Raw genomic sequence first — 7,443 nt, 5'->3', positions numbered from 1 at the left:
GGCCACGTTGGGGATGTCCCGGGTGATCTCCTCGGGGCCCAGCTTGGTGTCGCGGGCATCGATCTCGTGCTCCTCGATGTGGATCGAGGAGAGCACGTCGTCCTGCACCAGACGCTGGGACAGGATGATCGCGTCCTCGTAGTTGTGCCCCTCCCAGGGCATGAAGGCCACGAGCAGGTTGCGTCCCAGGGCCATCTCGCCGCCGTCGGTGGCGGGACCGTCGGCCAGCAGCTGGCCGACCCCGACGCGGTCCCCCTCGTCGACCCGGACCTGCTGGTTGTAGCAGTTGCCCTGGTTGGAGCGGGTGAACTTGTCCACGCGGTAGCTGACGTAGGTGCCGTCGTCGTTGGCCACGCCGACCAGATCAGCAGAGACCTCCTGGACCACACCGGCCTTGTCGGCCCGGACCACGTCTCCGGAGTCCAGCGCGGCGCGCCACTCCATACCGGTCCCGACCAGCGGGGCCTCGGAACGGACCAACGGCACCGCCTGACGCTGCATGTTGGCGCCCATCAGGGCCCGGTTGGCGTCGTCGTGCTCCAGGAACGGAATCATGGCGGTGGCCGCCGAGACCATCTGACGCGCCGAGACGTCCATGTAGTCCACGTCGGAGGCGGGCACGTCCACGGCCTCGCCCTCCTTGGCCCGGACCAGCACACGATCGTCGGCAAAGGCACCGTCGTCCTCGAGCGGCGCGTTGGCCTGCGCGATGACGAAGCGGTCCTCCTCGTCGGCTGACAGATAGTCGACCTCGTCGGTGACCTTGCTGTCGACGACGCGGCGGTAGGGGGTCTCGACGAACCCGAACGGGTTGATCCGCCCGTAGGAGGCCAGCGAGCCGATCAAGCCGATGTTGGGACCCTCGGGGGTCTCGATCGGGCACATCCGCCCGTAGTGCGAGGGGTGGACGTCGCGAACATCCATGCCGGCGCGGTCGCGGGACAGTCCGCCCGGGCCCAGCGCAGAGAGCCGACGCTTGTGGGTCAGGCCGGCCAGCGGGTTGTTCTGGTCCATGAACTGGGACAGCTGGCTGGTGCCGAAGAACTCCTTGATGGAGGCCACGACCGGTCGAATGTTGATCAGCGTCTGCGGAGTGATCGCCTCGACGTCCTGGGTGGTCATCCGCTCGCGGACGACCCGCTCCATCCGGGAAAGCCCGGTGCGGACCTGGTTCTGGATCAACTCGCCCACGCTGCGCAGCCGGCGGTTGCCGAAGTGGTCGATGTCGTCGACCTCGATCGGCCGCTCGACCCGCTCGCCGCCCTGGACGACCCCGAGGGTCTCCTCGCCAGCGTGCAGCGCGACGATGTAGCGGATGGTCGCGACGATGTCATCGACCCCCAGCACCGACTCGCTCAGCGGGGCCTCGGTGCCGAGCTTCTTGTTGATCTTGTAGCGACCGACCTTGGCCAGGTCGTAGCGCTTGGGGTTGAAGTAGAGGTTGTCCAGCAGCGTCTGGGCGGCCTCGCGGGTCGGCGGCTCGCCAGGGCGCAGCTTGCGGTAGATGTCCAGCAGCGCCTCGTCCTGGTCGGCCGTGTGGTCCTTCTCCAGGGTGAGCCGGATCGACTCGTAGTCGCCGAACTCCTCCAGGATCTGAGCCTCGGTCCAGCCAAGTGCCTTCAGCAGCACGGTCACGCTCTGCTTGCGCTTGCGGTCGACACGGACACCGACCATGTCGCGCTTGTCGATCTCGAACTCCAACCAGGCGCCACGGCTCGGGATCACCTTGGCGGTGTAGATGTCCTTGTCGGAGGTCTTGTCGAGCGAACGCTCGAAGTAGACACCGGGGCTGCGCACGAGCTGGGAGACGACGACCCGCTCGGTGCCGTTGACGATGAACGTGCCGCGGTCGGTCATCAGCGGGAAGTCGCCCATGAACACGGTCTGGCTCTTGATCTCGCCGGTGCCGTTGTTGATGAACTCCGCGGTGACGAACAGCGGAGCGGAGTAGGTCATGTCCCGCTCCTTGCACTCGTCGATCGAGTACTTCTGCTCCTCGAAGCGGTGGTCCCGGAACGACAGGGACATCGAGCCCGAGAAGTCCTCGATCGGGGAGATCTCCTCGAAGATCTCTTCCAGCCCTGATCGGTCCGGCACGTCGGATCGGCCGTCGGACTTGGCCGCGGCCACGCGGGCCTGCCAGTCCTCGTTGCCGAGCAGCCAGTCGAAACTCTCGGTCTGGAGCGCCAGGAGGTCGGGCACCTCCAGCGGCTCCCGGATCTTTGCAAAGCTCAGACGGCCCGAAGCCGTCCGAGCGGTGGAGACAGTCTTCTTCGCAGTGCGCGAGGCAGCCAAGGATGGTCCTTCCACGGGCCTTTACATACGGGTGGGTCGATGCGACCCCGATGGGACCCCCAGGCACGACGAGCCGGATCCGGCGACGGATCGGTGCGACATGTCATCCGCAAGCACAATGATTGTGCCCACAGGTGTCGTGGCTCGGTGGTGACGTGCGGCGGATTCAGGGCAGCGTAAAGCACTAAGGTACACGCCCCGCCCCGTCGGGCCAAATCCACGGTGATTCGGTCCGACTCAGCCCCTCGCCGTGTCACCACGATGGTCCACCCTGTCGTCGAGGGCGTCAAGTCCTCGCAGCGGGGACGACAACGGGCGGGTCGTCCGAAGAGGGACGACCCGCCCGGGCCAGGGGGCTCGCGAAGGCCACGAGCCGGGACCGGTCACCTGGCGGTGACCGGACCGCTCACTTGAGGGTGACGGTGGCCCCGGCGCCCTCGAGGGACTCCTTGGCCTTCTCTGCGCTCTCCTTGTCGACCTTCTCCAGGACCGGCTTGGGCGCACCGTCCACCAAGTCCTTGGCCTCCTTCAGGCCGAGCGAGGTCAGCGAGCGGACCTCCTTGATGACCTGGATCTTCTTGTCGCCGACGGACTCCAGGACGACGTCGAACTCGTCCTGCTCCTCCTCGGCGGGGGCAGCGTCGCCGCCACCGGCCGCCGGCGCGGCCCCGGCCGCGGCGACCGGCGCCGCGGCGGTGACATTGAAGGTCTCCTCGAACTGGCTCACGAACTCGGAGAGCTCGATCAGGGTCATCTCCTTGAACGTGTCAAGGAGCTCGTCGGTGCTCATCTTCGCCATGGTGGCGTTCCTTCCTGCTGGTGCCAAGAGTGGCTGTGGTGGATGGTGCCGATCGGTCCAGGACCGCTCAGCTGTCGGTGCTGCTGTCGCCACCCTCGGCGACGTCGGTGTCGGTCGCGTCGGCAGCAGCCGACTCGGCCGGGATGTGCTCGGCGGGGGATGTCTCCTGCGCTGCCGCAGCTCCCCCCTCCTGCTCGACCTTCACGCGCAGCGCGTCGACGACCCGGGCGGTCTGCGACAGCGGGGCGGCGAACAGGTAGACGGCCTGGGTCAGCGAGGCGTTCATCGCACCGGCCAGCTTGGCCAGTAGCGTCTCGCGGGACTCCAGGTCGGCGAGCTTAGTGATCTCGGCGGCGCTCAGCGGCTTGCCGTCGAGCAGTCCGGCCTTGATCACCAGGGCGGGGTTGGCCTTGGCGAAGTCCCGCAGTCCCTTGGCCGCCTCGACCGGGTCACCGGTGACGAACGCGATCGCAGAGGGGCCTTGCAGGTGCTCGTCGAAGCCGGTGATCCCGGCTTCGGCGGCAGCACGCTTGGTCAGCGTGTTCTTCACCACGGCATAAGTCGCGTGCTCACGCATCGAGGTCCGCAGCTGCGAGAGCTGGGCCACGGTGAGCCCGCGGTACTCGGTGAGCACGGCCGCACCCGAGTTGCGGAACTTGTCCGTCAGCTCGGCGATGGCTGCAGCCTTCTCAGGTGTCGCCATGGGGCCTCCTTAATTTCTGGTGCCGGACGGGCCCGCCCATGACGAAAGCCCCGGCGCAGGCGCACGGGGCTTGAGGCAACAGAGGCTGCCAGCACTCGCATCCTGCGCGGGTCACCCGTCGAGGCGGGACCTTCGGTCGGCTTCCGTGCGGACACGGCATACCGACGACCGGCGGTCATTGGTGTGGTCCAACGTTAACCGGTGTCCACCTCCTCCCCCAAATCGTCCCCACCTCCCCGCGTGCCGCACTTCCCCGATTCACGAGCGTCGAGGTGCAGAAGTTGCGCACGAGCCGCAGATGACCGCGCGGCACGACGCCGCGCCGCAGCAGACGCCGCGCGTTCCTGCACCTCGACTGCCTGTGCCACCAGTGGCCTCGCGCAACGTGCCCGCGACTCTGGCTGGCACCGCGCTCACGTGGTGCGCACCGCGGCCCGTGCGAACGCAGCCCGGATCTTGGCGTGCACCCCTCCCGGATCGGCCAGGTCCTGCCAGGTCAGCCGCACAACCTCGTAGCCGAGCTCGCGCAGCCGATCCTCAGACAGGCCATCGGGCCGCTGACCACGCACACGTCGTCATGTGTTGTCAGAAACGTCGGGGGCACTGCCGGGTGCCAGCTCCACCCGCCGGCGCTGCGCCCCGCCCTGCCGTCGGTGCGGATCACGTGCACGCGCTCGTCGCCACCGTAGGTGGAGAGTTCCTGCACGGCCAGGGCGCTGTGGTGGCTCAGCGCGACCGGCTGATCCTGCCGGCTGGGCATGGCCGCGGGCCCGAATCTCGTGTCGCCGCCACGGCTCCGCGTCCTTCCACAGTCGGGCATCGACCAGGGTTCCCCGACGTAGACGGCCGTGTCGTCATGCGGTGCTCGACCGGTCGTCGAGCAACCCGTCGACCAGTGGGGTCAGGTGGTGGCTTCGAGCGACCGGCCGAACCCCGTCGGGTCAGGCGGTGCTGTCGAGCAGGTTGGCCGTGCGGGAGGTGTCCAGCGGGATGCCCGGGCCCATCGTCGTGGCCATGGTGGCCTTCGTGATGTAGCGGCCCTTGGCGGCCGAGGGCTTGAGCCGCAGGATCTCATCCATCGCCGCGCTGTAGTTCTCCACCAGCGACTTCTCGTCGAACGAGGTCTTGCCGATGATGAAGTGCAGGTTGGAGTGCTTGTCGACGCGGAACTCGATCTTACCGCCCTTGATGTCGGACACGGCCTTGGCGGTGTCCATCGTGACCGTGCCGGTCTTGGGGTTGGGCATCAGGCCGCGCGGCCCGAGCACCTTGCCCAGCCGGCCGACCTTGCCCATCAGGTCCGGGGTGGCGACGACGGCGTCGAAGTCGAGCCAGCCGCCGGCGACCTGCTGGATGAGCTCGTCGGAGCCGACGTGGTCCGCGCCGGCAGCGAGGGCGGCCTCGGCGCGGTCACCGTTGGCGAACACCAGGACGCGGGCGGTCTTGCCGGTCCCGTGCGGCAGGTTGACGGTGCCGCGGACCAGCTGGTCGGCCTTGCGCGGGTCGACGCCGAGGCGTAGCGCGACCTCGACGGTGGCGTTGTACTTGGTGTGAGAGGTCTCCTTGGCCAGCCGGATCGCGTCGACCGCACCGTAGGGGGTGTCGGGGTCGATCTTGTCGGCGGCGGCGCGGTAGGCCTTGCTGCGCTTCATGAGTGCTCCTTGTGGTGAGGGGTGGAGTTGTGGTGAGCGGACCAGCGCTGGTCCTACCACGGGGTATGCCGGGTGCTCGCCCTGGCGGGCGGGTCCGGACGTCTCAGACTTCGGTGGTGATGCCCATCGAGCGGGCGGTGCCGGCGATGATCTTGGAGGCCTGGTCGATGTCGTGGGCGTTGAGGTCGACCATCTTCTGCTCGGCGATCTCGCGCACCTGGTCGCGGGACAGCTTGGCGAACTTGGTCTTGTGCGGCTCACCGGAGCCCTTGGGCACTCCAGCAGCCTTCTTGATCAGCTCTGCGGCCGGCGGGGTCTTGGTGACGAAAGTGAAGGAGCGGTCCTCGAAAACCGTGATCTCCACCGGGATCACGTTGCCGCGCTGACTCTCTGTCGCGGCGTTGTAGGCCTTGACGAACTCCATGGTGTTGACGCCGTGCTGGCCGAGCGCCGGGCCGACCGGCGGCGCGGGGGTGGCCTGTCCGGCCTGGATCTGCAGCTTGATGAGGCCGGAGACCTTCTTGCTCTTGGGGGGCATGCTCAGGTCCTTCTCTGTTGGGTTGGGCCGACGCCGTGGGCGATGACCCTGTTGCAGTTGGGGTTGTGCAGTTGGGGTTCGGGGGGTGACGGGGGGCGGAGCCCTCCGTCTGATTAGATCTTGGCGACCTGACCGAAGGACAGCTCGACCGGGGTCTCCCGCCCGAAGATCGAGACCAGCACCTTGAGCTTGTGCGACTCCGGGATGATCTCGGAGATCGTGGCGGGCAGGGTCTCGAACGGGCCCTCCATGACCGTGACGGACTCGCCGATCTCGAAGTCGACCTCGGGCTGTGCCTGCGGCTCCAGCCCACCGGCTCCGCCCGTGCCTCGGGAGCTCTTGGCGGCCGCGGGCTGCTCGAAGACGGGGGCCAACATCGTGAAGACCTCGTCGAGCGTCAGCGGGACGGGCTGGTGGGCATTGCCGACGAACCCGGTGACTCCCGGGGTGTGCCGGACCGCTCCCCAGGACTCGTCGGTGAGCTCCATGCGGACCAGGACGTATCCGGGCATCCGGACCCGGCGGACCTGCTTGCGCACCCCGCCCTTGATCTCGGTGACCTCCTCCATCGGCACCTCGACGGCGAAGATGTAGTCCTCCATGTTGAGCGAGGTGATCCGGGTCTCCAGGTTGTGCTTGACCCGGTTCTCATAGCCCGCGTAGGAGTGGATGACGAACCAGTCGCCGAACTGCATCCGCAGGTCTGCCCGGAACTCCTCGGCGGGGTCGACCGGCTCCTCGGCGGTCTCCACTTCGTCAGCAGCAACGTCGTCGGTCTCCACCTCGTCGTCAACTGCACCATCGTCAACGGCAACATCGTCGGTCTCGACGGCGGCGACGCTCTCTTCGGTCTGCGCGAGGTCGTGCTCCTGCACGGTGCCCTCGGCCTCCGGGAGCTGTTCCACCTGGGTGTCACTGACCTCGTCGCTGGTCTGCGACATGCTGTCCTGGGACATGACCTACTTCCTCGTTCCTGGCTGACAACGGGCCGCCTCGGCGACCTGGATCACCGGGCATGCCGGTGTGGTGTCGATCCGCTGACCGACGACGGGCTACCCGCCGAAGACGAAGCCGACCACGCGGGTGAAGATCTGGTCCATTCCGAAGATGTAGGCCATGATCACGCTGACGAAGACCATCACCACGATGGTGTAGGTGATCAGCTCACGCTGCGTGGGACGGACGACCTTGCGCAGCTCGGCCATGACCTGGGCCACGAACGAGCCGGGGCGGGCAGGCAGGCCAGAGCCGGCACGGGAGCGGTCGACACCCTGGGTGTCGTTCGCGCTGCTGGCCACTTCGGCGCCTTCCTGTCGGTATGCGGTGTCTTGGTGTGCAAAGCGCAGGGCACGAGGGACGCGAACCCCCAACCGCTGGTGTTGGAGACCAGTGCTCTACCAATTGAGCTAGTGCCCTTCGGCGCCCGGTGGGCAGACGCCATCATAGGTGCTGTCAA

Annotated in this window: 8 protein-coding genes and 1 tRNA gene; all 9 read right to left on the bottom strand. The window is 67.6% G+C overall.

Features of this window, described 5'->3' with window-relative positions; all coding sequences use genetic code 11:
- A partial coding sequence (rpoB, locus tag ACR2FV_RS01140) for a DNA-directed RNA polymerase subunit beta (RefSeq protein ID WP_434013892.1) occupies window positions 1-2,295 on the bottom strand: 2,295 nt, incomplete at its 3' end.
- Between the two features lie 406 nt (window positions 2,296-2,701).
- On the bottom strand, window positions 2,702-3,094 hold the full coding sequence (rplL, locus tag ACR2FV_RS01135; RefSeq protein ID WP_434013891.1) for a 50S ribosomal protein L7/L12: 393 nt from the start codon (window positions 3,092-3,094) through the stop codon (window positions 2,702-2,704).
- Between the two features lie 67 nt (window positions 3,095-3,161).
- On the bottom strand, window positions 3,162-3,797 hold the full coding sequence (rplJ, locus tag ACR2FV_RS01130) for a 50S ribosomal protein L10 (protein ID WP_434013890.1): 636 nt from the start codon (window positions 3,795-3,797) through the stop codon (window positions 3,162-3,164).
- 413 nt (window positions 3,798-4,210) lie between these two features.
- Window positions 4,211-4,366: a hypothetical protein gene (locus ACR2FV_RS01125; protein WP_434013889.1), complete on the bottom strand. Its 156-nt coding sequence runs from the start codon at window positions 4,364-4,366 to the stop codon at window positions 4,211-4,213.
- Between the two features lie 372 nt (window positions 4,367-4,738).
- Window positions 4,739-5,449 carry a 50S ribosomal protein L1 gene (gene rplA / locus ACR2FV_RS01120; protein ID WP_434013888.1) on the bottom strand — a complete coding sequence of 237 codons (711 nt, stop codon included), beginning with the start codon at window positions 5,447-5,449 and terminating at the stop codon, window positions 4,739-4,741.
- 103 nt (window positions 5,450-5,552) lie between these two features.
- Entirely contained in the window at window positions 5,553-5,987 is a 435-nt protein-coding gene (rplK, locus tag ACR2FV_RS01115; RefSeq protein ID WP_434013887.1) for a 50S ribosomal protein L11, read from the bottom strand.
- A 113-nt stretch (window positions 5,988-6,100) separates the two neighbouring features.
- Window positions 6,101-6,943 carry a transcription termination/antitermination protein NusG gene (nusG, locus tag ACR2FV_RS01110; RefSeq protein ID WP_434013886.1) on the bottom strand — a complete coding sequence of 281 codons (843 nt, stop codon included), beginning with the start codon at window positions 6,941-6,943 and terminating at the stop codon, window positions 6,101-6,103.
- Between the two features lie 96 nt (window positions 6,944-7,039).
- On the bottom strand, window positions 7,040-7,285 hold the full coding sequence (gene secE, locus ACR2FV_RS01105) for a preprotein translocase subunit SecE (RefSeq protein WP_434013885.1): 246 nt from the start codon (window positions 7,283-7,285) through the stop codon (window positions 7,040-7,042).
- Between the two features lie 45 nt (window positions 7,286-7,330).
- Window positions 7,331-7,403: transfer RNA gene (locus ACR2FV_RS01100), tRNA-Trp, on the bottom strand.
- Window positions 7,404-7,443: the final 40 nt, after the last annotated feature.

The organism is Ornithinimicrobium sp., assembly GCF_051004135.1.
Lineage (GTDB): Bacteria > Actinomycetota > Actinomycetes > Actinomycetales > Dermatophilaceae > Ornithinicoccus.
The sequence above is the reverse complement of the archived record's forward strand: the minus strand, read 5'-3'. Positions and strand labels throughout refer to the sequence as shown.